Origin of the sequence: Pseudomonas sp. KCJK9058 (genome assembly GCF_046230975.1) — a bacterium.
In the GTDB taxonomy this organism is placed as follows: Bacteria; Pseudomonadota; Gammaproteobacteria; order Pseudomonadales; family Pseudomonadaceae; genus Aquipseudomonas; species Aquipseudomonas alloputida.
Window position 1 is genome coordinate 1 of sequence record NZ_JBJJLR010000059.1, and the last position, 22,904, is coordinate 22,904.

Annotated in this window: 22 protein-coding genes and 2 pseudogenes; 19 read left to right on the forward strand and 5 right to left on the reverse strand. The window is 61.2% G+C overall.

Translation table 11 applies throughout. From position 1 onward, the window contains the following. Positions 1 to 178 precede the first annotated feature (178 nt). From ACK59Z_RS22955 to ACK59Z_RS22985, 7 genes and pseudogenes are all read left to right on the forward strand, one after another. Positions 179 to 337, forward strand: a pseudogene (locus tag ACK59Z_RS22955) (Fic family protein); the annotation flags it as partial. Positions 338 to 455: 118 nt separating this feature from the next. After that, complete coding sequence (locus ACK59Z_RS22960; protein ID WP_409293700.1) at positions 456 to 1,856, forward strand: PAAR domain-containing protein; 1,401 nt, start codon at positions 456 to 458, stop codon at positions 1,854 to 1,856. Beyond that, positions 1,849 to 2,238 (forward strand): hypothetical protein, encoded by a 390-nt coding sequence (locus ACK59Z_RS22965; protein ID WP_108190747.1) that lies wholly within the window; start codon positions 1,849 to 1,851, stop codon positions 2,236 to 2,238. The genes ACK59Z_RS22960 and ACK59Z_RS22965 overlap by 8 nt, the downstream gene beginning before the upstream one ends. A 190-nt stretch (positions 2,239 to 2,428) precedes the next feature. Next, a complete protein-coding gene (locus ACK59Z_RS22970) occupies positions 2,429 to 3,850 on the forward strand; it encodes a type II toxin-antitoxin system HipA family toxin (protein WP_108190746.1) in 1,422 nt (473 codons plus the stop codon). Beyond that, on the forward strand, positions 3,847 to 4,314 hold the full coding sequence (locus ACK59Z_RS22975; RefSeq protein WP_409293703.1) for a helix-turn-helix domain-containing protein: 468 nt from the start codon (positions 3,847 to 3,849) through the stop codon (positions 4,312 to 4,314). The genes ACK59Z_RS22970 and ACK59Z_RS22975 overlap by 4 nt, the downstream gene beginning before the upstream one ends. Positions 4,315 to 4,909: 595 nt before the next feature. Further along, on the forward strand, positions 4,910 to 5,038 hold the full coding sequence (locus ACK59Z_RS22980) for a hypothetical protein (protein ID WP_258229818.1): 129 nt from the start codon (positions 4,910 to 4,912) through the stop codon (positions 5,036 to 5,038). Then, positions 5,031 to 5,258, forward strand: coding sequence for a hypothetical protein (locus ACK59Z_RS22985; protein WP_014755271.1), 228 nt, complete (start codon positions 5,031 to 5,033; stop codon positions 5,256 to 5,258). Before ACK59Z_RS22980 ends, ACK59Z_RS22985 begins: the two co-directional genes overlap by 8 nt. Positions 5,259 to 5,322: 64 nt before the next feature. Here ACK59Z_RS22985 and ACK59Z_RS22990 read toward each other — a convergent pair whose 3' ends face one another. After that, on the reverse strand, positions 5,323 to 6,708 hold the full coding sequence (locus ACK59Z_RS22990) for a GntP family permease (protein ID WP_409293705.1): 1,386 nt from the start codon (positions 6,706 to 6,708) through the stop codon (positions 5,323 to 5,325). 430 nt (positions 6,709 to 7,138) lie between these two features. Here ACK59Z_RS22990 and ACK59Z_RS22995 point away from each other — a divergent pair, with 430 nt between their 5' ends. From ACK59Z_RS22995 to ACK59Z_RS23005, 3 genes and pseudogenes are all read left to right on the forward strand, one after another. Beyond that, complete coding sequence (locus tag ACK59Z_RS22995; protein WP_108190742.1) at positions 7,139 to 8,068, forward strand: malate dehydrogenase; 930 nt, start codon at positions 7,139 to 7,141, stop codon at positions 8,066 to 8,068. Positions 8,069 to 8,186: 118 nt separating this feature from the next. After that, positions 8,187 to 8,438: pseudogene (locus tag ACK59Z_RS23000) on the forward strand (Hcp family type VI secretion system effector); the annotation flags it as partial. A gap of 5 nt (positions 8,439 to 8,443) precedes the next feature. Beyond that, positions 8,444 to 8,803, forward strand: a complete 360-nt coding sequence (locus tag ACK59Z_RS23005) for a hypothetical protein (RefSeq protein ID WP_108078093.1) — start codon at positions 8,444 to 8,446, stop codon at positions 8,801 to 8,803. A 61-nt stretch (positions 8,804 to 8,864) separates the two neighbouring features. Here ACK59Z_RS23005 and ACK59Z_RS23010 read toward each other — a convergent pair whose 3' ends face one another. Together ACK59Z_RS23010 and ACK59Z_RS23015 are read right to left on the reverse strand one after the other, a co-directional pair. Then, complete coding sequence (locus ACK59Z_RS23010) at positions 8,865 to 9,686, reverse strand: amino acid ABC transporter permease (protein WP_003247513.1); 822 nt, start codon at positions 9,684 to 9,686, stop codon at positions 8,865 to 8,867. After that, on the reverse strand, positions 9,683 to 10,504 hold the full coding sequence (locus ACK59Z_RS23015; RefSeq protein ID WP_003247511.1) for an ABC transporter substrate-binding protein: 822 nt from the start codon (positions 10,502 to 10,504) through the stop codon (positions 9,683 to 9,685). Before ACK59Z_RS23015 ends, ACK59Z_RS23010 begins: the two co-directional genes overlap by 4 nt. 118 nt (positions 10,505 to 10,622) lie before the next feature. Between ACK59Z_RS23015 and ACK59Z_RS23020 the strand changes: the two genes are divergently transcribed. The 9 genes from ACK59Z_RS23020 to ACK59Z_RS23060 all read left to right on the forward strand — a co-directional run bounded on the left by ACK59Z_RS23020 (position 10,623) and on the right by ACK59Z_RS23060 (position 20,342). Further along, the gene (locus ACK59Z_RS23020; RefSeq protein ID WP_177342687.1) at positions 10,623 to 11,507 is read left to right on the forward strand and encodes a homocysteine S-methyltransferase family protein; all 885 of its coding nucleotides are present in this window, start codon (positions 10,623 to 10,625) and stop codon (positions 11,505 to 11,507) included. 167 nt (positions 11,508 to 11,674) lie between these two features. After that, positions 11,675 to 12,946 carry a cystathionine gamma-synthase family protein gene (locus ACK59Z_RS23025; protein WP_185279732.1) on the forward strand — a complete coding sequence of 424 codons (1,272 nt, stop codon included), beginning with the start codon at positions 11,675 to 11,677 and terminating at the stop codon, positions 12,944 to 12,946. 142 nt (positions 12,947 to 13,088) lie between these two features. Continuing rightward, positions 13,089 to 14,528, forward strand: coding sequence for an amino acid permease (locus tag ACK59Z_RS23030; RefSeq protein WP_010951918.1), 1,440 nt, complete (start codon positions 13,089 to 13,091; stop codon positions 14,526 to 14,528). A gap of 45 nt (positions 14,529 to 14,573) precedes the next feature. After that, a complete protein-coding gene (locus ACK59Z_RS23035) occupies positions 14,574 to 15,458 on the forward strand; it encodes a LysR substrate-binding domain-containing protein (protein WP_010951919.1) in 885 nt (294 codons plus the stop codon). Between the two features lie 24 nt (positions 15,459 to 15,482). Then, positions 15,483 to 16,871: a threonine synthase gene (locus tag ACK59Z_RS23040; RefSeq protein WP_012051144.1), complete on the forward strand. Its 1,389-nt coding sequence runs from the start codon at positions 15,483 to 15,485 to the stop codon at positions 16,869 to 16,871. Next, positions 16,868 to 17,305, forward strand: a complete 438-nt coding sequence (locus ACK59Z_RS23045) for an Lrp/AsnC family transcriptional regulator (RefSeq protein ID WP_014589620.1) — start codon at positions 16,868 to 16,870, stop codon at positions 17,303 to 17,305. The genes ACK59Z_RS23040 and ACK59Z_RS23045 overlap by 4 nt, the downstream gene beginning before the upstream one ends. Positions 17,306 to 17,503: 198 nt before the next feature. After that, complete coding sequence (locus ACK59Z_RS23050; RefSeq protein WP_012051145.1) at positions 17,504 to 18,547, forward strand: homoserine dehydrogenase; 1,044 nt, start codon at positions 17,504 to 17,506, stop codon at positions 18,545 to 18,547. A 12-nt stretch (positions 18,548 to 18,559) separates the two neighbouring features. Further along, on the forward strand, positions 18,560 to 19,978 hold the full coding sequence (locus tag ACK59Z_RS23055; RefSeq protein ID WP_108190741.1) for an aldehyde dehydrogenase family protein: 1,419 nt from the start codon (positions 18,560 to 18,562) through the stop codon (positions 19,976 to 19,978). A gap of 16 nt (positions 19,979 to 19,994) precedes the next feature. Continuing rightward, entirely contained in the window at positions 19,995 to 20,342 is a 348-nt protein-coding gene (locus ACK59Z_RS23060) for a RidA family protein (protein WP_029380514.1), read from the forward strand. Between the two features lie 28 nt (positions 20,343 to 20,370). Here ACK59Z_RS23060 and ACK59Z_RS23065 read toward each other — a convergent pair whose 3' ends face one another. Beyond that, on the reverse strand, positions 20,371 to 21,324 hold the full coding sequence (locus ACK59Z_RS23065) for an arsenic resistance protein (RefSeq protein WP_108190740.1): 954 nt from the start codon (positions 21,322 to 21,324) through the stop codon (positions 20,371 to 20,373). A 248-nt stretch (positions 21,325 to 21,572) separates the two neighbouring features. Beyond that, on the reverse strand, positions 21,573 to 22,826 hold the full coding sequence (gene glyA, locus ACK59Z_RS23070; RefSeq protein ID WP_003247505.1) for a serine hydroxymethyltransferase: 1,254 nt from the start codon (positions 22,824 to 22,826) through the stop codon (positions 21,573 to 21,575). Positions 22,827 to 22,904: the final 78 nt, after the last annotated feature.

Sequence of the window (22,904 nt, forward strand, 5' to 3'; positions counted from 1 at the left end):
CCCGCTTTTTTCCCCACGGATCTGCGTCTTTTTGACTTTATGGTTCGCAGTTTTCCACTTAGGGTTGGACGTATTTTTAGATAATGGTTAGCTGTCGATCAGGTTTTGGCCAGTGTTTACGGGGTGAGAACGGAAATTTTTCTAGATAATGATTTTCCCGTTTAGAGAAAATTTTGAGATGCCCCAGTTTTCTCACCGCGACCTGCAGCTACTGAACCCGTCCTTTGACTCGCCGCTGGTTGACGTTCTGGCCGAGCTCGAATTTCTGCGCAGGCTGAGGCTGGAAGGGGACGACGGCTTTTTTCAGACAGAGTCTAGTTCTCAAACCGTTAGGTCGTGCCTAGTCCTAAATCCGCGTTGCTCGTAGGAATCGTCTCGTTAGCTGCTCGAGGCCTCATTTGCCCCTTCTTAGCTGTTAGGTTCTTTCGCTCCTACAGTTCGCAAGGGACTCTGAAATGCGCGTCAGTCTGGATGGGCTTGGCCAAGCAGTAGACGGTGATGTGACCACCACAGGTGCGATTTGCATCGCCACCGGGGAAGGTTACCTCGACGAGGGACGAATGGTCCTGAGGATGGGGGATCCCACCACACCTTGTCCACTTTGCGGGCTGGAAGGAAAGGTCGTCGAAGGGGTGTGGCACTTCATCTCGGATGGCCAGCCAGTCGCGATGGATGGCGCGTTAGTTGATTGCGGTTGCCCAGAGGGTAGCAACCGGGTGGTGGCGCCTTTAGGGGAAATGCCCCCGCCGCGGCTGCCGGTTGCCGTACGCACTAGCCTCACACCCGCTGGCCCTGGGAGCTCTAGCGCTTTGGCAGGGGCTTCGCCCGCCATGGTTGGCGGGTTGCCTGGGCAGATGCAGCCGGGATTCTATGTGGTGCCCCGGAGCATGTCGTTCCCGCAGATTCTGTTGGAGCTGGCTAGCCATGATTCGACCTTGCCCATTTCGTACCTGCAACGCCTGAACCCGACTTTCGAGCAGGGGTTCAAGGCAGGGGAAATCTTCGTCATCGGCGATCCGGATAACGGTTATGCCTGCACCCAGGAGGAGGGCCAACTCATGGCGGCCGCCGAGCGCGCGCGACGTTCCTTGGCTGTACTCGATTTTGCCGAGTCAGATTTCATGATGGAGTATCAGGCTGAAATTGCCGGACTGCTTAGTGACGCCAGTCTCTCCATGGGGGTGGGTAAGGACATGATGGACCACGGCCTCCGGCAGCTTCGCGGCACACTTGGCAACATCGAGCGTTTGCATCAGCAAGAATTTCTCCGCCATGGCCATCTGAATAGCCCATCGTTCTTCGCCGAACGACGGCTATTATTGGAACAGCTAGATGTTCAGCTGAAGGCGACTTTTCTAAATAAACATCTGAATCTAGGGGCCTACGAGCGGCTGAAAAAAAGCTTGAATATCTCGACCAAGAGCCTTGTGCATCATTGGTCGAAAGCCGGTGGGCCAGGGCAGATTCCTGGGTACGCCACATATTTGGACAAAGTGGCGAAGCTTAGTAAGTACCTTCGGTATGGTGGGCATGTCGGAATTGGCTTAGGTGGTACATCTTCCTATCTGAAAGTCCAAGAGGCCTGCCGTGCAGGGGAAACCGAAGGCTGCAAAAAAATTCGTTTGTCTGAGGCAGGTGCTTTCGCTGGGGGGCTGGCGGGAGGGATCGTGGGTGGCAAGATTGCTGGGATCACTGCGCTCGCTGTATGTGAGGTGTTCTCTGCTGGTACCGCGGGTTTCGGGGCGCCGGTATGTGGCATTGCGCTGGTCGGGGGAGGGGCTTTTGCTGGGAGCATCGCCGGTGCGGAGGGCGGCGAGCAAATGGGCGAGCTGATCTACGAATCACATTATGACTGAGTTCGAGAGTTGGCCCGTGTGGCTGAAGTGGATAATGCTGGCGTGTCCGTTCGTGATCGCGTTGGCCGGTTGTGCGGTCAGTGCATTCATCGCGGGTACAAGAAATTTCACGGTTGCAACCTCGGCTATCCAAAGTCATCCTGGCCTGGAGCAAATGAAACTGTTTTTGGGCACGCGGCGCTTTGGCGCTCGGTGGCTGCTGATAACGTTTCTTTGTGGAATACTCATTTGGCCTGGCGTACATATGCGCCAAGGGCATCTGGACATCGAAGAACTAGAAAACTTCCCTGCAAAACTTAAGTTGGCTCTACAGGTATCCACGTGGCTGACGGCCTTTGGCTTCGCTTGGATGTGGGTGACCTATGGATTCATCAAGGCGTAGCCGTTCCACCCCCCTGTAGGAGCGGGTTTACCCGCGAACGCGGGCGAAGCCCGTGCCATCCACCACCTACCCAACGCAATTAAACATGGTCCTATAACCCAAAGGTTGAATCACACTTCCTGCCTTCCAGGCGCAGCAACGACCTCTAGCCCGCCCTCCCGCGCGCTCTGAATGCATAATCGGTAGTGTGATGCCGGTTTTATCCGTGCTTAAGCTTTTAATCAGCAAAATATTGCCGATTCCTGCCATGCGCACTATGATAATCAGCATTAAAGTACTGGTTAATGGTGTCCCGATGCCGCTCAGACTCACGATCCAGGCTTTCTCCGATGGTGCATGGCGCGATGCAGCGACACTCACGGTTGAGAACCCCGAGCGTGTTGCTGATGGAAGGTGCCTTGTCGCCTACGACGGCGACTACATCATCGCGAACGTTGATCGCATGGAAGATCGTTGCGAACTCGCCCTAAGTGTTAACCTTCCGTTGAACTGGGACCACCATGACGTCAAAGGGTATCCAGCATTCCTCTACGACATCATTCCCTCTGGTGCTGCCAAGGACTCTCTTGAATCCCGCTACGGGCGCCTTAAGCCCGAAGGTGTGGAAATGGGGCTTTACCTTCTGGAGCGCTTCACGCCGGCGCCTATTGGGCACCTGCGCATCAAGGAATCGGTGGAAGGCCTTCAGCCGGATCGGAGCGAGGCTTTCGCGCGTGCTGAGGTCGTGGACAGGACGAACGAATTTCTTGAGTACGCCTATGAAACCGGCGCGGCGTTGGGCGGTGCTACCGGTGCCAACGGGCAAGCCCCCAAGCTGGTCATGACCGAAGCCCACAGCGGTGCTCTGTACGCTGATGCGATGCTCCCGGATGACCAGGCGTGCCGTCACTGGCTGATCAAGTTCGCGCGTAATCGAGGCGGCGAGCGCGACCAAGACATCCTGCGAACAGAGTTTCATTACTACAAGGCGGTTGCTGCCCTCGGCCTTGATACGGTTCCCACTGATGGTTTGGCGCTTGAAGAGGCAGTGAAGCCAAGCCTCTGGATGCCACGATTTGATCGCCGAGTAGTGGATGGCGTGGTGGAGCGGATACCGCTGGAGTCGGTGTACTCGATCTGCGGTATTACCGGCTACGCGCATCCGATGGCGCATGCCGAAGTGGTTCACCGACTGGTAGGCCTATGGATCGATAACGGCCAGCAGGATGAGGTGGACGACCTGGTGTTCGAGTATGTGCGGCGCGATCTGCTGAACCGCATTCTAGGGAACACCGATAACCACGGCCGCAACACTTCCATCATGCGTGTGGGTGGGAGGTTTTGTTTGGCGCCAATCTATGACCTCGCGCCAATGATCCTCGATGAAGAGGGCATCACACGTACGACGAAGTGGGCGGCAGAGCGCAAGGGGTCTTCTAATTGGCGCGACAACTGCGCTGAGCTTGTTGGTTACACTGATCCCGATGTCCTGCTGCAACGGTTGATGCATGCGGCTGAGGCATTCAGGGCGTTGCCCGATTTGCTGACCGATGCGCCCGAATCGATGCGCAATGCAGCCTCTCTACCCGTGAATAACCTGGACAAGCGACTCGTGGAGTGGGGGCTGCGATGAAAAAACTACAGCCTGAAGAGCGCGCCCAGCTCGTAGAGGATATCGTCAAGCGCAACGCGGCGGGGCTCGATCCAATTGGGGCATCCATCCGCCGTCTACGACTCGAAGTCACCGGGCTTGACCAAGAGACCTTCGCGGCCATGTGCAAGATGTCCACGAAAAGCCTGTACGAACTGGAAAGCGGGAAGTCGAATCCGAAGCTCAGCACTTTGGAGGCCGTACTGCGTCTCTTCGGTGTGCGGATGGGTATGGTGATGACTGCCAAAGATAAGCCCACTGCAACGCTCGTCGGCAACAATGTCGGTCCGTTGAAGGCTGGTGGGCCAAACGCTGTGGCCGCGCCGCAGGCCGGTTCCTACGTGGTGGCCGGACCGAAACGAGGAAAAAGCCCTGCGGCAGCCAAAGCTAAGAAGGCAGTGTCGAGGCCGGCATCGTCACGGGCACGGAAAAGCAGTCAGGAATAACTACAACTGGGATTCATCAAGCGATTCGGATTATCAGCCGGTTGGCCAGTGAGCAGTGTGGGAAGGTGTTGGAACGCGATGGCCAGGAGTTGGAGGGGTAGGCGAGGGTGTTGATTGGGCCAGGTATCGCATGTTGCGCCTGGCCTAGTCTGCTTAAGGCCACTGAAGGATTATTCCAGTCATATCGGGGTATGGGGCTGCTGCGCAGCCCTTCGCAGGCAAGCCAGCTCCTACACGGACCGCATTTATCCTGGGAAGTGCATGTGACCTGTGGCAAGCCGTTTTCCTACGGCGCGCGTTGGCTATTCGTGCCCCGAGAAACTTGCGAAAACAGCCACCCAGGAATAAAGTCCCTACGTCGCCGAAGCATCGGCGATGCGACCTTGGCCGGTCGGAATCGAAAGGCGCATCAGCGCCCAATCTTCATCGCAGGCGCTTTTTTTGTGCCCGCGATGTTGCGTTATGGCGGCGGTGCGCGGGACACCTTCGGGTGTGCCGGGCTCCTTTCGTCCCGGTCGGCCAACCCGCGTACTGCTGCCACCTTAACTTGCTTGGCCGCGAGCGGTGGCAGTTCCATCACGAAAGGAACTCATGCATGACCACCGTAAACCCGTTACAGATCCGCGTATCCGTTCGCCGCCGTTGTTCTTCGGCGGCGCAGAGTGAGCTCACCGTCGGCAAACCTTTCTTCACCTCCGTCCAATCGGAGGCCCGCCATGTCTGACCAAGAACGCCTCTCCACCATCCAAAGCTACGCCTGGACCCTCGAACTGCTAGGCGAGGCCCTGGTCCAGCACGACGAAATGCTCGAGTGCGAACACAACCCGCGTCTGAGCTTTCGCAACACGGCCGGTATCCATCAGGCGATCCGGATCATCAGCCGGTTGGCCAGTGAGCAGTGTGGGAAGGTAATGGAACGAAGCGAGCAGGATCTGCAGCGTTAGGCCAGATCGTTGCTCGAGGGTGGGGCCAGATTGGGGCTGCTGCGCAGCCCCCGTTGACTCAAGTTCAACCTATGGTGATGGCCGAGTTCAGCAGTAACACCACGATCAAGCCAACCACCGCCACGATGGACTGCACCACCGAGATGGTCTTGGTGGCTTCGCCCATGGTCATGCCAAACGACTCCTTCACCATCCAGAAGCCTGCATGGTTCGCATAGTTGAAGAACAGCGAACCGCAGCCGATGGACAAGGCCAGCAAAGGCAGGTTGAGACTGGGGTCTGCACCTGCCAGCGGCGCCAGCAAGCCGGCAGCCCCTACGATACCGACCGTGGCGGAACCGGTAGACACCGAGAGCAACATCGCGATCAGCCACCCCAGAATCAGGGGAGGGAAGGCAGATTGCTGGGTCAGGTGCACAATGGCATCGCCAACCTTGGCGCTGGTCAGCATCTCCTGAAAGGCACCGCCACCGGCAATGATCATGATGATCGAGGCGATCGGCTTGAGGCTTTTGCCCAGTGCATCGCGCAGCTGTTCGGCGTCGCCGCCGCGCGCAAGCACCAGGCTGGCGCCGGCGAACAGCACGCCCAGCAGCATGGCGATCAGCGGGTTGCCCAGGAAACTGGCCAGTTCCAGCAGCGCATTGCCTTTGGGCAGCAGCATCTCGGCGACGGCATGCACCAGCATCAGGATGGCCGGCAGCAATGCGGCCAGCATGCCGACCATTACCCCGGGGCGGGGTTGGCCATCGGCTTTTTCAGCCAGTGTGAACTGGTCCAGCAATGCCTGATCGGGCCGCGTGTTCATGCGCGGTGAAATGAACATGCCGTACAGCGGGCCGCCCAGGATCATTGCCGGAATGGCGGCAAGGAAGCCATAGAGCATGGTGGGCCCGACCGATGTATTGAGCACGGCAATGGCGGTCAGGGGGCCTGGGTGCGGCGGTACCATGCCGTGCATGGCGGCAAGCGCCGAAATGACCGGCACACCTACATACACATACGCCGAGCCTTTGAAGCGCGCCTTGCTTTCCAGTTTGCGCGCCACGCTGAATATCAGCGGCAGCATGATCACCAGGCCGACTTCGAAAAACATGGGGATGCCAATGACGAAGGCAACCAGCATCATGGCCCAAGGGATCATGCGGTCGGAGGTGCGCTTGAGGATGACATCCGCGACCTGTTCCGTGACGCCAGCGTCAGCCAGGATCTTGCCGAGCATTGCACCCAGCGCAATCACCACCCCCACTGCGCCCAGTGTCTTGCCGGCACCGGTGAGCAGGTGGGCGACGATGCTGCCTGGCGCCATATGCGTCGCGAAGCCCACGCCAATGGACACCACCAGCAAGGCCAGCAGCGGGTGCATCTTCAGGCGCGAAACGATGAGCGCCACCAGCACCAGAACACTGGCCAATGCCGTCAGTAATAGCTGTATATCTAAGGGAGTCATTCAAAGAATCTCGGTTGGGCTGGCGCTCGGGCTGCACTCAGGGTTTGAAGGCGTGACGGGCGTTTCCACGGGGCATGCCCAGGTGGCTGCCGTTGTGGCTGCTACGGTTGCGAGGAAGGGAACGCGGCGTTGCGCTAGCTGCCGCTCACAGGCGGGCATCTGGTAACGGAAGATGGGCAGCAGGGAGGCGTGGCGCTGAGGCCGGTGGGCGGTGGTGTGGCGACGGGGCGCTTGGGCAGCATGTTCATTGGTTGATTCACCTTGTTGTATGGTCATCTATATGAATCTGGCCAAAGTATTTGCGCTGCCGTGGAATACTGTCAAGTGAAGGTCGTCGCATCGTCTTGGGTGGCCATTTAGCCCCGGCAGGCAATACTTCTCTCTATACGCAGGCGTGTTCCTGGTGGCGCGCGCCGCTGGGAGGTGTCTGGTGAACAAATTAACGATTGTGGGTGCCGGCCTGGTCGGCGAGGCGGCGGCGCAGATCATCGCCCGCGATGAGTTGTGCCGTGAGCTGGTGTTGATGGACGTGCAGGGTGAACTGGCGCAGGGCAAGGCGCTGGACGTTTGGCAGGCGGCTGTGGATTCAGGTTCCGATACCCATGTTCACGGCGGGGCCAAAGCCGAGATGCTGGAGGGTTCCGAGCTGGTGGTGATCACGGCGGGCGTGCCGCGCAAGCCCGGCCAGTCGCGCCAGGATGTATTGAGCACCAACCTGCCGATCCTCGACAGCATCATGGCGGATATCAAGCACCACGCGCCGACTGCGACGGTGCTGGTGGTGTCCAACCCGGTCGATGTGCTCACCTACCGCGCCTGGCGCGTAAGCGGGCTAGGGCGCGACAAGGTGTTCGGGCAGGCGGGGGTGCTGGATACCGCGCGCATGAAGTGTTTCATCGCCGAGCAAACCGGGTTTTCTGCACGGGATATCACGGCGCTGGTGCTGGGCGGGCATGGCGACAGCATGGTGCCGCTGATGCGCTACTGCCAGATCGGCTCGGTGCCGTTGTCGCACTTTTTGTCCAGCGAGCAGATCGAACAGATTGTCGAGCGCACCCGAAAGGGCGGCGGCGAGATTCTGGGGTTGAAGAAGACGGGGAGCGCCTGCGATGCACCGGGCGTGGCCATTGCGCAGATGGTCGATGCGATCGCCAATGGGCGGAACCGTATTTTGCCGGCGGTGGCGATTCTTGAGGGCGAGTATGGGCGAACGGATATCGCCATGGGTGTGCCCTGTGTACTGGCAGAGAAGGGGCTTGCGCGGATTATCGAGTTGCCGCTGGATGCGCAGGAACAGGCGATGTTCGACCACTCTGCAGACCAGGTGGCGAGGGATATTGCCGAGATGAAGGCGCTGTAGGGCTTGAAGCGTCATGCATCGGGTGTGGCGGCTCGGGCAGTGGGGGAACACTTTGCCTCCGTACCTGTCACACCCGTTCATTGGGGTTCAGACCCACCATTACCAAGGAGAGGTAGGCATGGCTTTCGACGCTTTCATCCAAATCGACGACATCGCTGGCGAAGCGCTGGATGAGCAGTACACCAACTGGATCGAGATCAATGGCCACAACTTCGGCGTCAATCAAAGCATGTCGGCAACCGCAAGCTCTTTCGGCGGTGCAACATAGGGACGTACCACCTTGACTAACTTCTCCTTCACCAAGTTTATCGACAGCGCGAGTTGCAAGCGGCTGGAAGCCAGCTGCTCGGACCCGCATCTCAATGAAGTATCGGAATGAATGAAGTTGAGCCTGGGCTAATTGCGATTTTGATTCTTGCCCCCATGATGCTGGCGATGGTCGTACAGTGTTTCATCGCACATAAATACACTGAGTACTACGAGTCGTTGCTAACGCGCTGTAGCTTCGTGACCGGCAATAAAATCACGTTTCAACATGCAGGCCTTCTGGGCAAGGTTATGCGTACGGGTTTGATCTCCATGGTGCTGGCTATGCCGAGCCTCTTCGTGCGCAGGGGGTTGATTGACTTCGATGAAGTCAAACGTTTCCCCTCAAGCATGAGACGACTGCTGGTGAGTCTGTTGGTCATTCACATCCTGCTGGCCACCGCGCTGATTATTTTCACTTACGCGTAGCCTGGCCGCTCCTGCATGGGGCGCGGTCAGGCCTGTCGGTTTTGCACGAGCCGTGCAGCCCTCAGCGCTGATAAGCCTTGCCAAAATGCCGTTCCAGGCGCGCCTGCAGCAGCTCCAGCAGTATCGACAGCACCCAGTAGATCACGGCGGCGGTGGTCAGCATTTCCAGGTAGCGATAGCTCGATCGCCCATACGACTGCGCCAGAAACATCACCTCCCAAACCCCCATCACGGAAATCAGCGACGAGTCCTTGAGCATCGAAATGAACTGGTTGGCGGTGGGCGGAATGATCACCCGCATGGCCTGGGGCAGGATGATGTGGCAGAAGATCTGCGGCGTGCGCATGCCCAGCGCCAATGCTGCTTCACGTTGCCCACGGGCCACGCCGAGGATGCCGGCGCGGAAGATTTCGCTCAGGTAGGCGCCGTAGTTCAGCGACAAGGCAATGATGCCGGCGCTGATGGCGCCGGGTACCAGGCCCACCTGCGGCAGCCCCAGGTAGATCAGCAGAATCTGGATCAGCAGCGGCGTGCCACGGAAGAACGAGGTGTAGAAGCTGGCCACACCCACCAGCACCGCGCTGTTGGATAACCGTGCCAGCGCGGCGGCAAAGCCGAGCAGCACGGATACCACCATCGAGCACAGGCACAGGAACAGGGTCAGAGCGGCGCCTTGCAGAAAACCATTGGGCCCCAGCTTGAAACCGGCCAGGTTGGGAAACTTCTCCAGAATGATGGCGAACTTCAGGTCAAAGCTGAGGAAGAAGGCGACAAACAGCCCGAACAGCGCCAGCCAGGTCAGCAGTAACCGGGTGCGAAAGCCGAACAGGCCGGCGCCCGCAGGCTTTGCCACGGGCTTGGGGGAGGGAGGGAAGGTGCTCATTTGCTGATGTCGGCGCCAATCCATTTCTGCGACAGCTTGGCCAGGGTGCCATCAGCCTTCAGCTCGGCGAACACCTGGCGCACCTTGGCATCCCACTCAGGGTCGCCTTTTTCGATGGCTACCGCGTTGGGCTCTTCATACAGCGGCGCACCGGCCAGCTTGAAGCGCTTGTCTTGCTGCAGGCGCGGCTGCGCGGTCACCAGGTTCGTAATAATGGCGTCCAGGCGCACGCCAGTGCCCAGGCCCAAGTCCTGGAAGGCGACGTTTTCAGTGTCATAGGGCGCAGCCTGCACGAAGTCGAACGGGTAATCGATCTTCTGGTCTTCCTTGCCTTCAATGACCAGGTTCTTGTTCAGGTAGCTTTCGTAGCTCGATGCACTGATCGAACCCACCTTGCGGCCTTCCAGGTCTTTGGCGCCATGGATGCGCTCATCCGAGGCATTGACCACGATCACGGCGGGCGATGCGTAGTACTCCACGGGGAAGTCAAATACCTCGGCGCGCGCCTTGCTCGGGGTCATCGAGCAAATGCAGATGTCGTAGCGCCCGCTCCAGCGGCCAGCGGCAATCACGTCCCAGGACGGTGTTTCCAGGCGCAGCTTGACGCCGAGCTTGTCGGCCACTGCCTTGGCCACGTCCACGTCGTAACCGTCGAGCTGGTTGTGGTCATTGAGGAAGGAAAACGGCGGGTAGCTTTCCATCAGCACGTTAACCATTTCCTTGCGCGATTCAACTCGCTCCAACGTGGCGCCAGCAAAGGCTTGGGTGGCAGTTGCGAGCAGTACAAGGCCCGCACCCAGCAGAGAAGAAAATCGCATGTACATACCTGATATGTTGGGCAAATGGGTGATAGGGTATTTAATAGTTATAACCCTAATCCCCATAATGAATTTTATTCATAAGAACCTTCAGAGAAGTTATATGGCAGAGCGAACGATGGTAATTCTGGACGGTGGCATGGGCCGAGAGCTGCAGCGCAGCGGTGCACCGTTTCGCCAGCCCGAGTGGTCGGCGCTGGCGCTGAGCGAGGCGCCGGAGGCGGTCGTGGGCGTGCATGCAGCCTTCATCGATGCGGGTGCGCAGGTCATCACCAGCAACAGCTATGCAGTAGTGCCGTTCCACATCGGTGAAGAACGCTTTGCCGCCGAAGGGCGACAGCTGGCCCATATCGCCGGCCAGCTTGCGCGGCATGCGGCAGATAGCGGCGCGCACCCGGTCAGGGTGGCCGGTTCGCTGCCGCCGCTGTTCGGGTCCTACCGCCCCGACCTGTTCCAGCCCGAGCGTGTGGCAGAGGTGCTGACCCCGTTGCTCCAGGGCCTGGCCCCGCATGTTGACCTGTGGCTGGCCGAAACCCAGAGTTCCGTGGCCGAAGTGCGGGCCATTCATAGCCATTTGCCGGCAGACGGCAGGCCGTTCTGGGTGTCCTTCACCCTGCAGGACGAGGACGTCGACGACGTTCCGCGCCTGCGTTCCGGTGAACCGGTGGCCGACGCCATCGAAGCCGCAGTCAGCCTGGGGGTGGCTGCGGTGTTGTTCAACTGCAGCCAGCCGGAAGTGATCGGCGCCGCCATTGATGTCGCGCGCTCCGTCATCGAGCGGCACAACGCCGAGATTGCCATCGGTGCCTATGCCAACGCCTTCCCGCCGCAGCCCAAAGAAGCCACTGCCAACGATGGCCTGGACGAACTGCGCGAAGACCTCGATCCGCCGGGTTACCTGGCATGGGCCAAGGACTGGCGTGCGCGCGGTGCCAGCATGGTCGGCGGTTGCTGTGGCATCGGCCCGGAGCACATCGCCGAGCTGAAACGCAACCTGGCCTAAGCGCCCACGTGGCCGGGCGGCTTTTGCAGCGCCCGGCCCGCAGCCATTAAAAAAAACGCCAGTCAGACCCGGATTCCATCGTTTTTCAGGCCTCCGTCATCTCCCTATAGTCCGCTGAAGGCCGATGCTGCATCGGTGTACACAACTCAGCTGGGCGGGAACCGGATATGAACAACAACGAAAAAATCGAGGGCAATGCTGCGGCCGGTGTGGGGACGCGGGTCGTGTGGAGCGGGGAACAGGTACAGCACCCGTACAACGCCACGCAGACCCCGATCGTGGTCAGCGCCGCTTATGGCTACAACGATATCGATGCCTGGTACGACGTGGCGCAGGGCAAGCAGCCGGGCTTCATCTACAGCCGCATGAGCAACCCCACGGTCGCCACGCTGGAAGCAAAACTGGCCGAACTGGAGCAAGCCGAGTCGGCAGTCGCGTTCAGCAGCGGCATGGCGGCCATCAGTGCCGTGCTGCATACCTTCCTGTCCAACGGCAAACGCGTGGTGTCGACCCGCGACAGCTATGGCGGCACCAACAAGATCTTCGAAGAGTTCCTGCCGCGCATGGGCGTGCAAGTGTGCCTGTGCGATACCTTGGACACTGAAGCGCTGGAGCGCGAGATTGCCGCCGGTTGCGACCTGCTTTACCTGGAAACCCCCACCAACCCGACGCTGAAGGTGCTGGACATTCGTCGGCTGAGCGCCGCTGCGCACAAGGTGGGGGCGCTGGTGGTGGCCGACAACACCTTTGCCACGCCACTGAACCAGAACCCGCTGGCGCTGGGCGTGGATGTGGTGGTGCACAGCGCAACCAAGTTTCTGTCCGGGCATGGTGACGTGCTGGGTGGGGTGGTGTGCGGCGCGGAGGCATTGATGGCCCAGGTGCGGCACTACCGGGAAATCAACGGTGCGGCGCTGGACCCGTTCTCGGCCTACCTGATCATCCGCGGTATCAAGACCCTGGCAGTGCGCCTGCGCCAGCAGCAAGCCAGTGCCATGGCGTTGGCCCTTTACCTGAGCACCGAGCCGTTGGTTGAAGCGGTGAACTACCCAGGTTTGCAGGCGCATGCCGGGCATGCCATTGCCAAGGCGCAAATGCGCGGGTTTGGCGCCATTGTCAGCTTCGTGCTGAAAGGCGGCATGCCGACCGTGGCCCGTTTGCTGCCGCGGCTGAAGTATGCCCACCGGGCCGGCAACCTTGGCGCGGTAGAAACCATCTATGGCCCGGCGCGCACCACCAGCCATGTCGAGAACACTTTGGAAGAGCGCCTGGCGCTGGGCATTTCCGAAGGGCTGGTGCGCATTTCAGTGGGCATCGAGGAAACCGATGACCTGCTGGCGGACCTGGCACAGGCCTGTGCATCGGTGCGTGAGGAACTGGCCGTCGCAAAGGAATTGCACGCTGACGCAGACGCCTGCCAGCGCCCGGTGCAGGCCTGAGGCTGGCGCGTAGCACCCACCCGTGCGGTGGGTGCCACTTCATGAAGTCGAACAAAAACAATATGCAAGGCAACTCGATTCGCTCTGCCAAGACGAGGTCGTTGCTACGTCCTTGCCCGCCAACTTTCATGAGTAACCCACAATGTCCGTGCAGACAACCACAACTAGAAATGCCTCGGCGCATACCTTCAAGCAGGATATGCAAACCCGCCACATCGTCATGCTGGCACTGGGCGGTGTGATAGGCACCGGCCTGTTTCTCACGTCGGGCTACACCGTTAACCAGGCCGGCCCGTTGGGCGCGGTTATCGCCTACATACTCGGCGCAATCATGGTGTACCTGGTCATGATGTGCCTGGGCGAGCTGGCGGTACACATGCCGGAAGTCGGCTCGTTCAGCAGTTACGCCACGCGTTACCTCGGCCCGGGCACCGGTTACATGGTGGCCTGGATGTACTGGCTGACCTGGACGGTGGCCATCGGCTCCGAATTCACCGCCGCGGGCATCCTGATGGTACGCTGGTTCCCCGACACGCCGGTATGGATGTGGAGTGCGCTGTTCGGTGCCGCGGTGTTCATCAGCAATATCATTTCGGTGCGATCGTTCGCCGAAACCGAATTCTGGTTGTCACTGGTCAAGGTGTTGGCCGTCATCGCCTTTCTGGTGGTGGGCGGCGGGGCCATTCTGGGTGGCTTCGAGATCCAGCAGGCGCACAGTGCAGGGCTGGGCAATTTCACCCGTGAAGGGTTGTTCCCCACCGGTTTCTGGTCAATTGCCATGACCCTGCTGGCAGTGGCCTTCGCGTTCTCGGGTACCGAGCTGATCGGCATCGCTGCCGGCGAAACCAAAGACCCGGAAAAGAACGTCCCCAAGGCCATTCGCACCACCGTCCTGCGCCTGGCGCTGTTCTTCATCGGCACCATCTTTGTACTGGCCACCTTGCTGCCGCGTGAACAGGCCGGGGTTATTGAAAGCCCGTTCGTGATGGTCTTTGCGATGATTGGTATCCCGTATGCGGCCGATATCATGAACTTCGTCATCATCACCGCGCTGCTGTCTGCCGCCAACTCCGGCCTCTACGCCGCTTCGCGCATGCTCTGGACCCTTAGCGATCAAGGCAACATGCCCCGCCGTTACGCCACGCTGTCGCGCCGCGGCACACCCTTCAATGCAATCGTGCTGAGCATGGCTGGCGGCATGGCTTCGCTGTTGAGCAGTGTGTTTGCCCCCGACACCATCTACCTGGCGCTGGTGTCGATTTCAGGTTTGGCCGTGGTGGTGGTGTGGATCAGCATTGCGGCCAGCCAGATCGCATTCCGCCGTCATTACATCGCCAGCGGCGGCAAGCTCGAGGACCTCAAGTTCCGGGTGCGTGGCTACCCGTTCGTACCACTGGGGGCCATTTTCTGCTGCGTACTGGCCTGCGTCGGCATTGCCTTCGACCCTGCTCAGCGGGTCGCCCTGTACTTCGGCTTGCCCTTCATTGCCTGGTGCTACCTGGCCTATTGGCTGACGTGCAAGTACCGCAGCCGCCGTACGGCCCCGCTGGAAATCGTCGCCCCAGGTTCCGAGGCCGCCTGAGCAGGTGATACTAGGCCACCGGAACCTAGCCACGAGAAGCCGCCGATGACTCAGAAAACCCTGCCCCCCCTGAACTGGCTGAGAGCCTTCGAAGTGTCGGCGCGTTACTTGAACTTCACCCATGCGGCAGAAGAGCTGCACCTTACCCAAGGGGCCGTGAGCCAACAGATTCGTCACCTGGAAAGCCAATTGGGTGTGGCGCTGTTCAAGCGCCTGCCGCGCGGGCTGGGGCTGACCGAAGAAGGGCAGTCCTACCTGCCGGTGGTGCAGGACGCCATCAGCCGCCTTGCGGTCGGCACCAATGAAATCTTCGGGCAACGCCAACGTCGGCCGCTGAAGGTACGGGGCAGCCTGTCGTTCCTGCACTTCTGGCTGGCCCCGCGGCTGGCCGACTTTCGGCGTTCGCACCCGCAGGTGGACATCCGCTACATCAGCAACCTGTGGGTCAAGGAGCTGGATGCCGAAGATGATCTGGAAATCCGATGGGGTAGCGGGCAGTGGGCCGGGGTAGAGGCGCAGCGCCTGACCCGCGACATGCTGGTGCCGGTGTGCGCACCCGCGCTGCTGGCCGGTTGCCCGCTGCGCGAACCGCGCGACCTGGCCCGTGTGCCGTTGCTGCATGTGCTGGGTTACGAGGAGGGGTGGGGCTACTGGCTGGAGCGGGTCGGCGCCGATCAGGTCGACTCTTCCAGTGGCCTGCAGTTCGACACGCTGGTGTCGACCCTGCGCATGGCGGAGCTGGGGCTGGGCGTGGCGCTGGCACGCTCGTCGCTGGTAGAGGACCTGCTGCAGGAGGGGCGGCTGGTCGCTCCGTTTGCCCAGCGTATCGAGGCAAGCGAGTCGTTTTTCCTGGTACGCGGCCTGGGTGAAGCGTTGTCCCCCGATGCCCAGGCGTTCAGCCATTGGCTGGTGGCCATGGCGCATCGTTAATTTAAGTAGCTATCTGGAGCACCGATGCAGTACACATCCACGCGCGGCAACGAGACACGGGTCGATTTCCGCACGGCATTGCTTTCTGGCCTGGCCGACGATGGCGGGCTTTATGTGCCCACCTCGGTGCCAGTGTTCAGCCCACAGGAAATTGCCAGTTGGTCGTGGTTGCCCTTCGACGAACTGGCCTGGCGGGTAATGGCACCGTTTGTCGGCGATACCCTCGACGAGCCTACCCTCAGGGCGCTGGTCAGCGACAGCTATCGCGGGTTCCGCCACCGCGGCATTGCGCCTTTGCAGCAGCTTGGCCATAACGAATGGATCCTGCAGCTTTTCCATGGGCCTACCCGGTCCTCCAAGGACTTTGCCGCGCAGTTGCAGGCGCGCTTTGTCCGGCACTTTCTGGGGGCGGAGTGCGAGCGGGTCATGCTGGTCGGTGCCAGCAACGGCGATACCGCAGTAGCGGCTATCGAAGCGTTGCGGCATTGCCCCGCAGCAGGCTTGTTGGCGCTATACCCCAGCGCAGGCACGCCCGCCGACCGCGCGGCAGTGATGCGCAGTGCCGCGTCCGACAGCGTGAGCTGCGTGGCCGTGGATGGGAGCTTTGACGATTGCCAGTCGCTGGTGTCGGCGCTGCTGCGTGACTGGCCATGCCCCGGGCTGATTCCGGTCAGCTTCAACTCCACCAACTGGGTCGGTGTGCTGGCGCAGATCGTGTTCTATTTCCATGCGGCGCTGCAGCTCGGTGGCGGCATACGCCCGGTCGGGTTCAGCATCCCCACGGCCAGTTTTGCCGAGATCTACGCGGGGTTCATTGCCCAGAAAATGGGCCTGCCGATCAACCAGATCATCGTCTCCACCAACCGCAACGATGCCTTGCACCGGTTCATCCACTGCAACCGCTACAGCCGTGGCTCAACCAGCCAGACCTTGTCACCGGTCATGGACTTTTCGCTGTTCTCCAACCTGGAGCGCTTTGTCTGGGAACTGTATGACCGCGATGGCGGGGCGACCCGGGCACTGATGGAGCACTTCGAGGCGTGTGGCGAGCTGAGCATCGGCAACCGCCAGTGGTTGCATGCGCGCATGCTGTTCGACTCCTATGCCGTGGACGACGCGCTGATTCGCGAAGAAATTGTCACGCTGTTCCACGAAACGGGCAGCGCAGTAGACCCTCATGCCGCGACAGGGGTATTCGCCGGGCGCCTGCACCGGCGCAACATCGGTGCGCCCATCGTCACGCTGGGGCAGTTTGCCCCCGAAAAGTCTGCCGGGCTGCTGGCGGAGCTGGGGGCCTGGCACGGTGAGGTGCCCGCCGGTGCGGTCGGCACAGCGGGCGATGGGCCGCTGTTGGCACCTGACGACCTAGCCGGTGTTCATGCCTTGTTGGCCCGGTTGCAGGCTGGGCGATGAAGCGCATCCTCGACCCCCTGGACGAGCGCATTCTCGCCGAGCTCACCGCCAATGCGCGTATTGCCCACGCCGAGTTGGGGTTGAAGGTGAACCTGTCGCGCAATGCGGTACGCCAGCGCATCGAGCGCCTGGAGCGCGACGGCGCCATTCAGGGTTATACCCTGCGCATCGGTGAGGGCAGACGGCCGGCGTCGTTGATCAACGCGGTGATCTTCGTCTACCGCTATGACCGCATGCGCGGTGATGCGGTACTCGATGCGCTGCGCCAGATCCCTGAGGTGATCCAGTGTGAAGTGCTCAGCGGCGAGTTCGACCTGATGTTGCGCGTCGAGGCCTCCAGCCCGGAGCGGGTGCACCATGTGTGGAAGGAAATCGCTGCCATGCCCGGGGTGGAGAACACGGTGACTTCGTTCGTCCTGGCCGCGGTGGTCTGAACCGCGTCTTTGCATTGGCTAGCACAACGCCGCCTGGGTTCGCGCCCAGGCGGCGTTGTGCGTTTTGCCCTGGCGCAGGTGCGCGCTTTGCACTGGCCAGATTGGCCAATAAATACAGCGGATTGCCATATTCAACTGGCAGTGCACGGCTCTTACGCTAGTCCTCATCGACCCACTGCCTGGACAGGACAGCAAACCATGACCGAATACAAAATTGCACTCGTTGGCTTTGGTGGCGTTAACCGCGCGCTTGCCCAACTGATCGCCGAACGCAATGCGCGCTGGCAGCACGAGTTGGGCTTTGGCCTGAAAATCGTTGGTGTCACCGACTTGTTCCTGGGGTCGGTGATCGACCGCGACGGCCTGGATGCCGCCATGCTGGCCGCGCTGCCGGCCCAGAAGGGCGCGCTGGCGCAAATCCCTCAAGGTTCGGCCGAGGCGTTCAATGAGGCGGTGATCAAGCAATCAGGCGCCGACATCATCGCCGAGGCCACATTCACCAACCCCAAGGACGGTGAGCCGGCGGCAACCTTCTGCCGCTGGGCGCTGGAGGCGGGCAAGCACGTGGTCACCACCAACAAGGGGCCGATTGCCTTGCATGCCCAGGCGCTCAAGGCCTTGGCCAAGGCCAACAATGTGTCGTTCGAATACGAAGGCGCCGTCATGAGCGGCACACCGGTGCTGCGCATGGCGCGCCAGACCCTGGCGGGTGCGGGCTTGGTAGGTTTCGAGGGCATTCTCAACGGTACCTCTAACTATGTGCTCACGCGCATGGAGGAAGGGCTTGGCTTCGACGAGGCGGTGGCCCAGGCACAAGCGCTGGGCTTTGCCGAGGCTGACCCGACCGCCGATGTGGAAGGCCATGACGTACGCCTGAAGGTGGTGATCCTCGCCAATGAGTTGCTCGGCGCCTGTCTGCAGGTGGGTGATGTGGCCTGCAGCGGTATCAGTGCCATCGACAGCGCAGCTATCGAGCGGGCACAGGCGGCGGGCGAGCGCTGGAAGCTGATCGGCAGTGCCCGCCGTGAAGCTGATGGCTCGGTGCGAGCCAGCGTCGAAGCGAAGCTGTTGCCTGGCCATCACCCTTTGGCGGGTATTTCGGGCGCCACCAATGCGCTGGCGTTCGACACCGAGTTGCTGGGGGCTGTAACCGTGTCCGGCCCGGGGGCGGGGCGCATCGAAACGGCTTTTGCCCTGCTGTCGGACATTGTCGCCATTCACACCGCCGGCCATTCGGCCTGAGGAGCAACGTTCATGAGCCTGACTTCCGTATCGCGGGCGCTTGTTCAGCAACCCGCCTTGATCGATGTGTACAACCCCTTCGATGGCAGCCTGGTTGGCAGCGTCGACAACCTCGGTGCAGAAGCGGTGCCTGCCTTGCTCGCCCGTGCCCGTCAGGGTGTGCGTGAAAGCGCGGCGCTGCCCCGGCACCGCCGGGCGCACATTCTGGAACACGCCGCTCAGCTCATTGAACGGGATGCGGCAGACTTTGCCGGCCTGATCGTCGATGAAGCGGGCAAGACCCTGCGCCAGGCCGAAAAAGAGGTCAAACGCTGCATCAACACGCTCAAGCTGTCTGCCGAAGAGGCGCGGCGCAACGCCGGTGAGGTGGTGCCTTTCGATGCCTATGAAGGCTCCGAATCGCGTCAGGGCTGGTTCACCCGCGAGCCGTTGGGGTTGATCTTGGCCATTACCCCGTACAACGACCCGCTCAACCTGGTGGCGCACAAGCTGGGGCCAGCAGTTGCAGGGGGCAATGCGGTCATACTAAAACCGTCGGAGTTGGCCCCTCTTTCTGCCCTGAAACTGGTGCAGTACCTGGTGGAGGCAGGGTTGCCGGAGGCCGTCGTCACCGTAGCCACAGGGGGCGCCGAACTGGGCAAGGCGCTGGTGGCTGTGCGTGAGGTGCGCATGGTTTCCTTTACGGGCGGTTTCGCGACGGGCGAAAAGATTGCGCACGGGGCTGGCTTGAAAAAACTTGCCATGGACCTTGGCGGCAACGCCCCGGTGCTGGTGCTCAAGGACTGCGACCTTGAAGCCACTGTCGAGTCGTGTGTGTCGGGCGCGTTTTGGGCGGCCGGGCAGAACTGCATCGGCACCCAGCGCATTCTCGTGGATGCCTCGATCTACGAGGCGTTTCGTGAGCGCTTCGTGGCATTGACCCAGGCGATGGTCTGGGGCGATCCGGGCCGGCGCGAAACCGATATGGGGCCGATGATCACCGAAGCGGCTGCACGGCAGATCGAAGCACGCGTCAACCAGGCGCTTGAGGGTGGTGCCCGCCTGCTCTGCGGCCACCAGCGTCAGGGTGCGGTCTATGCGCCGACAGTGCTCGAAAGCGTTGACCCCGTCAGCCGGCTGTGGCTCGAAGAGGTTTTTGCGCCGGTGGTGATGCTGGCGCCCTTCGAGACTGTCGAGCAGGCGATAGCGCTGGCCAATGCCCCGGAGTACAGCTTGCATGCCGGTGTGTTCACCCGTGACCTGTCGCTGGCGTTGAGCCTGGCCCGGCGTATCGAGGCCGGCGGTGTAATGATCAACGACTCTTCCGACTACCGCTTCGATGCCATGCCATTTGGTGGTGCCAAGTATGGGAGTCTTGGGCGTGAGGGGGTGCGGTTCGCCTACGAGGACATGACCCAACCCAAAGTCGTCTGCTTCAACCAGATGGGTTGAGGGGGAGGGCACCTCGATGATCACTCGCTACGGATCAAGCGCGCGGATGTCACTGGCGGTCAGTTACAGGGGCCTGTTTGAAACGGCAGGCATCGTGGCGGATGACCTGCAACAGGATGTGCAGGGGCAGTTGCGTCAGGCGCTGAGCGTGATCGACGGCCTGATGGTGCAAGCCAACGTCGGCAAGGCGCAGCTGACGCGGGTTCAGATGTGGCTTGCCGACTACCGCCACTTCGACCTGGTCAACGAAGTGTACGACGCCTGGTTGCAAGGCTGTGCAAAACCGGTGCGGGCCTGCGTGGGCGCCGCCCTGGGGGATGGCTACCTGGTAGAGGTGCAGGTGTTCGCTGTGTGCCCCGAATAGCCCTTTTCTCTATGACGAGTACCACGGGTCAACGCACAAACCGTGGTACCGCCCGTACATAGATCAGTTCGCTCACCAGCTCTACCAGGGTTTGCGTGATCACGGCTGCCGCCGCCAACCCGCGCATCTCTTCTGGCAGCGCCAGCGCCAGCGGCAGCACCACCAGCGAGTTGCGTGTGGCTGCGCTGAACGTCACCGAGCGTGCCTCGCTGGCCGGCAGGCGCAGCAGCCGTGCCGAGGCGAAGCCGAGTACCGGCGCCAGCAGCATGAAGCCGATGTATACCGGAATTACCGGCAGCAAACGGTCGAAATCACGCAGTACCACGACAATCTGCGAAGCGATCACCACCATCAGCACCAAGGCCATCGCCGGCACCGGCAACCACGCCCAGGCGTCGTTCCACGTCGCGATTGCGCGCGAGCGCCGGGCACCGGCGCTGGTGAGTACCGCGAGGGCCATCGGCAAAACGATCAACAGCACGAAGGCTTCCAGGAACGGGGTGATGGAGATTGCCACCTCGCTGCTGCCACCCAGCATCAGGGCCAGGTACACCGGCAGCAGCACCAGTTGCGCCAGCAATAACAGGGGGGTTGCGGCCAGTGTCAGGCGTGAGTCGCCTTTGCCAATGTGGGTGAACACCACCACGTAGTCGATGCAGGGCGTAAGCAGCACCAGCAAGGCACCGACGAGGATCGCCGGGTGTTCCACCAGCCCGCGGGTGATGGCCCAGACAAGCAGCGGAACGAGCATGAAATTGGCCAGTAGCAGGGCCGTGATGAAGCGGCGGTTACCCAGGCCCTGGCGCAGGTCGAGGAAGGGTATTTGCAGGAACATCGCGTACATCAGCACGGCGATGGCGGGGGTGATCAGGGCTTCAAGCTGGCGCGCAGTGTCGCTGGCCAGCAGGCCGAAAACGATCGCGGCCAGTACGGCGGCGAAGTAGATGGGGATCTGCCGGGTTTCGAGTTGCTCTCTGGTCAAGGTGTGGCCTATGGTTGGTGGTGTCAAACAGGGTAATACGTGATGGCACGTGGCTGCTCGAAATCATTCCCTGTGGGAGCGGGCGTGCCCGCGAACACCGGCGCAGCCGGTGCCATCCACCGCGTAGCCTTCTTCGCGGGCACGCCCGCTCCCACAGGATGTGTATCAGGCCTGCGAACGTGTTTCATGGTCCGTTCACGAAAAAGCCCGGCACTGGGCCGGGCTTTTTCACTTCAGGCAAGCGCCAATCAGTTGCCGTAAACCGGCAGCTTCTTGCAGATGGCCTTGACCTTCTCACGGACGGCGTCGATCACCGCTTCGTTGTTCAGGTCGGCCAGGATGTCGCAGATCCAGCCGGCCAGTTCCTTGCACTCGGCTTCCTTGAAACCACGGGTGGTCACGGCTGGGGTGCCGAAACGCAGGCCCGAGGTGACGAACGGCGAACGCGGGTCGTTCGGTACCGAGTTCTTGTTGACGGTGATGAAGGCTTTGCCCAGTGCGGCGTCAGCATCCTTACCGGAGATTTCCTGCTTGATCAGCGACAGCAGGAACAGGTGGTTCTGGGTGCCACCGGAAACCACGTCGAAACCGCGCTCGATGAACACGCTGGCCATGGCCTGGGCGTTCTTCACGACCTGCTGCTGGTAAGCCTTGAACTCTGGCTGCAGGGCTTCCTTGAAGCAGATGGCCTTGGCCGCGATGACGTGCTCCAGCGGGCCGCCCTGGGCGCCCGGGAAGACGGCGGAGTTCAGCTTCTTCTCGATGTCGGCGTTGGCACGGGCCAGGATCAGGCCGCCGCGCGGGCCGCGCAGGGTCTTGTGGGTGGTGGTGGTGACCACGTCGGCGAACGGAACAGGGTTCGGGTACACGCCAGCGGCAACCAGGCCGGCAACGTGGGCCATGTCGACGAACAGGTAGGCACCGACCTTGTCGGCGATGGCGCGGAAGCGGGCGAAGTCCAGAACCTGCGAGTAGGCCGAGAAGCCGGCAACGATCATCTTGGGCTTGTGCTCGACAGCCAGGCGCTCGACTTCGTCGTAGTCGATCAGGCCGTTGCCGTCGATGCCGTACTGGATGGCGTTGTACAGCTTGCCCGAGGAGCTTACCGAAGCACCGTGGGTCAGGTGGCCACCGTGTGCCAGGCTCATGCCCAGGATGGTGTCACCGGCCGACAGCAGGGCCAGGTAGACGGCAGCGTTGGCCTGGGAGCCAGCGTGCGGCTGTACGTTGGCGTAGTCGGCGCCGAACAGCTCCTTGGCACGGTCGATGGCCAGTTGCTCGACGACGTCGACGTACTCGCAACCGCCGTAGTAGCGCTTGCCTGGGTAGCCTTCGGCGTACTTGTTGGTCAGGACCGAGCCCTGGGCTTCCATGACTGCCGGGCTGGTGTAGTTTTCCGAAGCGATCAGCTCGATATGCTCTTCCTGGCGCAGAGCTTCTTGCTGCATGGCTTCGAAGAGCTCGGCGTCGTACTTGGCAATGGTCAAATCACGGCTGAACATGGCGGTCCTCAAGGATCGGGGTAATTTGGGTGTGCATTCTAACCGATTGATTCGCGGCTGGCATATGAAGTGGCGTCA

Bases quoted from the DNA above. Each gene is read 5' to 3' on its own strand.
- ACK59Z_RS22960 (WP_409293700.1), top strand. From the start codon at position 456: ATGCGCGTCAGTCTGGATGGGCTTGGCCAAGCAGTAGACGGTGATGTG.
- ACK59Z_RS22965 (WP_108190747.1), top strand. From the start codon at position 1,849: ATGACTGAGTTCGAGAGTTGGCCCGTGTGGCTGAAGTGGATAATGCTG.
- ACK59Z_RS22970 (WP_108190746.1), top strand. From the start codon at position 2,429: ATGCCGGTTTTATCCGTGCTTAAGCTTTTAATCAGCAAAATATTGCCG.
- ACK59Z_RS22975 (WP_409293703.1), top strand. From the start codon at position 3,847: ATGAAAAAACTACAGCCTGAAGAGCGCGCCCAGCTCGTAGAGGATATC.
- ACK59Z_RS22980 (WP_258229818.1), top strand. From the start codon at position 4,910: ATGACCACCGTAAACCCGTTACAGATCCGCGTATCCGTTCGCCGCCGT.
- ACK59Z_RS22985 (WP_014755271.1), top strand. From the start codon at position 5,031: ATGTCTGACCAAGAACGCCTCTCCACCATCCAAAGCTACGCCTGGACC.
- ACK59Z_RS22990 (WP_409293705.1), bottom strand. From the start codon at position 6,708: ATGACTCCCTTAGATATACAGCTATTACTGACGGCATTGGCCAGTGTT.
- ACK59Z_RS23005 (WP_108078093.1), top strand. From the start codon at position 8,444: ATGAATGAAGTTGAGCCTGGGCTAATTGCGATTTTGATTCTTGCCCCC.
- ACK59Z_RS23010 (WP_003247513.1), bottom strand. From the start codon at position 9,686: ATGAGCACCTTCCCTCCCTCCCCCAAGCCCGTGGCAAAGCCTGCGGGC.
- ACK59Z_RS23015 (WP_003247511.1), bottom strand. From the start codon at position 10,504: ATGCGATTTTCTTCTCTGCTGGGTGCGGGCCTTGTACTGCTCGCAACT.
- ACK59Z_RS23020 (WP_177342687.1), top strand. From the start codon at position 10,623: ATGGTAATTCTGGACGGTGGCATGGGCCGAGAGCTGCAGCGCAGCGGT.
- ACK59Z_RS23025 (WP_185279732.1), top strand. From the start codon at position 11,675: ATGAACAACAACGAAAAAATCGAGGGCAATGCTGCGGCCGGTGTGGGG.
- ACK59Z_RS23030 (WP_010951918.1), top strand. From the start codon at position 13,089: ATGTCCGTGCAGACAACCACAACTAGAAATGCCTCGGCGCATACCTTC.
- ACK59Z_RS23035 (WP_010951919.1), top strand. From the start codon at position 14,574: ATGACTCAGAAAACCCTGCCCCCCCTGAACTGGCTGAGAGCCTTCGAA.
- ACK59Z_RS23040 (WP_012051144.1), top strand. From the start codon at position 15,483: ATGCAGTACACATCCACGCGCGGCAACGAGACACGGGTCGATTTCCGC.
- ACK59Z_RS23045 (WP_014589620.1), top strand. From the start codon at position 16,868: ATGAAGCGCATCCTCGACCCCCTGGACGAGCGCATTCTCGCCGAGCTC.
- ACK59Z_RS23050 (WP_012051145.1), top strand. From the start codon at position 17,504: ATGACCGAATACAAAATTGCACTCGTTGGCTTTGGTGGCGTTAACCGC.
- ACK59Z_RS23055 (WP_108190741.1), top strand. From the start codon at position 18,560: ATGAGCCTGACTTCCGTATCGCGGGCGCTTGTTCAGCAACCCGCCTTG.
- ACK59Z_RS23060 (WP_029380514.1), top strand. From the start codon at position 19,995: ATGATCACTCGCTACGGATCAAGCGCGCGGATGTCACTGGCGGTCAGT.
- glyA (WP_003247505.1), bottom strand. From the start codon at position 22,826: ATGTTCAGCCGTGATTTGACCATTGCCAAGTACGACGCCGAGCTCTTC.